The organism is Streptomyces sp. NPDC054840 (assembly GCF_053611065.1).
In genome coordinates this window covers 1-3,336 of sequence record NZ_JBSGZP010000748.1, presented here as the reverse complement: position 1 = coordinate 3,336, position 3,336 = coordinate 1, and the positions used below count along the sequence as shown (strand labels likewise).

The 3,336-nt window shown below is 70.3% G+C and carries 3 protein-coding genes; 1 reads left to right on the top strand and 2 read right to left on the bottom strand.

Going from position 1 to position 3,336, the window contains the following annotated elements; genetic code table 11:
* Positions 1-28 precede the first annotated feature (28 nt).
* Both ACWGIU_RS33355 and ACWGIU_RS33350 read right to left on the bottom strand, forming a co-directional pair.
* On the bottom strand, positions 29-673 hold the full coding sequence (locus tag ACWGIU_RS33355; RefSeq protein WP_453711846.1) for a DUF6230 family protein: 645 nt from the start codon (positions 671-673) through the stop codon (positions 29-31).
* A 628-nt stretch (positions 674-1,301) separates the two neighbouring features.
* Positions 1,302-2,306 (bottom strand): tetratricopeptide repeat protein, encoded by a 1,005-nt coding sequence (locus tag ACWGIU_RS33350; protein WP_453711845.1) that lies wholly within the window; start codon positions 2,304-2,306, stop codon positions 1,302-1,304.
* A gap of 252 nt (positions 2,307-2,558) precedes the next feature.
* On the opposite strand from ACWGIU_RS33350, the gene ACWGIU_RS33345 reads away from it, so the two are divergent.
* Positions 2,559-3,179, top strand: a complete 621-nt coding sequence (locus ACWGIU_RS33345) for a TetR/AcrR family transcriptional regulator (RefSeq protein WP_453711844.1) — start codon at positions 2,559-2,561, stop codon at positions 3,177-3,179.
* The last annotated feature ends 157 nt before the right edge of the window (positions 3,180-3,336 follow it).

Genomic DNA, 3,336 nt, shown 5'->3' with positions numbered 1-3,336 from the left:
CGTCCGGTCATGCACCGGGACGGACGGATCAGTCCTTGATGTCCTGGTAGCAGGGCTGGTCGCCACCCATCAGGCGCAGCTTCAGGTTGGGAAGCTTGAAGGTGCCGGCCGTGGTCGCCCAGGCCTTCTGCTTCACGTCCGTCAGGATGGCCCGGTCGGCGCGCTGCGAGAACGCGTACGGGCTGGCGACCGTACCGGCCTGCGGCTTGGTCTTGTGGCTCTGGTCGCCGACCGCGACACCGATGTCCAGGTTCTCGAACTCGGCGTCGGTGTCGAGCTCGGCCACATCCAGGTAGATGTTGGTCGCCACGGCCGGGGTGCCCTTGTGACCGGTCTTCAGCTGGAGCGTGATGGGGCCCAGCGGAGTCGGGGTGACCAGGGACTGGCACATGTTGGTGATCTTGGCGTTGCTGAAGCCGGAGATGGTGACCGGGTGGTCGACCGCCTTGCCCGTCTTCAGGTCGTGACCCTTGGCGATACCGCCGTACTGGATCAGGTTTTCACCGTCGAGCTTGTCGGCCGAGACCTTGAAGTCCTGACCGGAGACGCTGAACGACGCCGCGAGGGCGCCCTGCGCCAGACCCACACCGACCGCGGCCGTGGCCGCGATGCTCGGCACCATGACGAGCGCGAAGCGCTTCCATCTGGTCCCGCCACGAACCTGAGAACTCATTTCGTTCCTCCTTCTCGGACGTACATCTCCGGTCCGGGCCGTACCCGTCCTGGGATGGGAGAAGTGCTACGTCCTCGGGAAGGAGCGCAGGCGGCCGGGCCGCGGCTGTGCCACGTCCGATACACCGGCGATCACCCCCGAGCGACAACCACTGGGCCACGCGTTCGCGCAACCTGAGGACAGGCCCCGCCGGAGTGGCGGAGACCCCCCTGTCCCACGGCCGGTGCCACTGCCACAGGCCGACTCGGTGGGGACCCTTCACCGCGGCTCCGAATGAGCGGCTCTGCGGGAAGGACCGAGCGTCGCCGATCGTGGTCCATTCCAGGCCGGGGCACAAGGGGGTTCGTTACTGGCGGGTAACGGCCAGATAACCTGGGTACGACCCCCCGCCGTCGGGTAGCAACACAGGGTGTCACCCAGGGCCACGACAGAACGGACGAATGACGAACACACCGGACAGTTCACGGGGTTCGATTTACTGCGAGTAACAGCGGCCGCAATTGCCAAGTTTTGGCAAAGTGCGGCCGCTGTTTGCCTACGTGTCAACAAATCGCCGGTGGCCCGGCGATGTACGGGAAGCACGCGGCGAGTGGCCCGGAGCGGCCGCGCAGCCGGTCCGGAGCCCGGTCTAGAACAGCACCCGCGCGAGCGCCGTACGCGCCGCGGAGACCCGCGGGTCGTCCGCGCCGATGACCTCGAACAGCTCCAGCAGCCGCAGCCGCACGGCGTCCCGGTCCTCACCGAACGTGACCCGGACGGTGTCCACCAGGCGCCCGAAGGCGTCCTCCACGTGGCCGCCGACCAGGTCGAGGTCGGCCGCGGCGATCTGCGCCGCCGGGTCGCGCAGGTTCTCGGCCGCCGTGGCCCGCACCGCCTGCGGGTTCATGTGCTGGACCCGGGCGAGGAGCTCGGCCTGGGCCAGGCCCAGCTTGGCCTCCGTGTTGCCCGGGTCGTCCGCGAGCACGTTCTTGTACGCCTGGACCGCGCCGCCGAGGTCACCCACGTCGAGCGCGACGACGGCCGCCTCCAGCAGGGCGTCGTACGGGCCGGCCGGGATCTCGTCCGCGGCCGAGGCGGCCGGAGCGGCACCCTCCGCGTTCGGGTCCACCTCGATGCCGATGATCCCGAAGCGGTCCTCGGCGACCTGGACGAGCTGGGCGAAGGTCTCGCGGATCTGCTGCTCCGGGACCACGCCCTGGAACAGCGGCAGGACCTGACCGGCGACCACGGCGAAGACCGCCGGGATCCCCTGGATCTGGAACTGCTGCATGAGCATCTGGTTGGCGTCGACGTCGATCTTTGCCAGTACGAGGCGACCGTTCGCCTCGGTGATCAGGCGCTCCAGCAGCGGGCTCAGCTGCTTGCACGGCTGGCACCACTCGGCCCAGAAGTCCAGGACGACCGGAACCTCTGCCGAGAGCTGGAGCACATCGCTTTCGAAGCCGGCCTCGTCTACGTCGATGACGAGTGCGGAGGGCGGCACGGCACCGGCGGACGGACCCGCCTCGCCGGCCTGGCCGGCCCGGGCGGCCGCTTCGGCGCGAGCCTGCTCGGCCTTGGCCTTGGCCTCACCGGCCGCCTTCACCGCGGCGAGGTCGACGACGCCGCTCATGGACATGTTTCTGGGCTGCATGCGTACATCCTCCCCCGTGTGCGCGCGCCGACGAAAAAGATCGCGTGAATTGGCCGTGCTGCCGCCGCACTGTCGCGATCGTGATGCTGAACGGCGCCGGGTCCCCACCGGGCGCCTGTAGCTCTTCGCGTGGTTGTCGCTCTTACGCTACGAGCCGTAGCGTAACTCCCCCGGCGGCCCACCGCGCCCCTTCCGGACCCGTGATCTGAACCACAGCGGCCGACTTGGCTACCGGCGGGTATGGTCTCGGCCATGCGCAACCCCAGCCCCGGCCGCACCGGTCGTCCCCGCAGCGCCGCCGCGGACGCCGCGATCCTCGCCGCGACCCGGGACGCGCTGGTCGAGCTGGGCTGGTCGAAGCTGACGATGGGCGACGTGTCCTCGCGTGCGGGGGTCGCCAAGACCACCCTCTACCGGCGGTGGGCGGGCAAGAACGAGCTGGTCGTGGACGCGGTCGCGGAGCTCTTCGACGCGCTCGAACTCCCGGACCGCGGCTCCCTCGAAGCGGACATCGAAGGCGTGGTGCTGCAGTTCGCGGAGCTGCTGCGGCGCCCGGAGGCCCGTACCGCCCTGATGGCGGTCGTCGCCGAGTCCACCCGCGACGAAGCCCTGCGTGACCGGATCCGGTCGGCGATCGTGGACCGGCAGAAACGTCTCGTCGTACTGGGCCGCGAGCGGGCCCAGGCCCGCGGCGAACTCCCCTACGAGGAGGACGAGTCCCTCGCGGGCCGCACCACGGACCTGATCTTCGACGTGATCGCGGGCACGGTGGTGCACCGCGCCCTGGTGAGCTCCGAGCCGGTGGACGAGCTCTGGGTGGCCACCTTCACCGCCCTCCTGATGCACGGCCTCCAAGGCCCGGCAGCGGCCTGATCCCACCCGGCGCCCGATGCCGCCGCGCCGTCGGAAGGTCCACGCCCCGGAGCGGCGCCGGTATTCCGGGGACCTGCTCCGCCGACGCCGCGGCCCGCGGTTCGCACCCACGCCCCGCACGGGCACAGGAAGGCCGGTCGTGCCCCACCGTACGGGG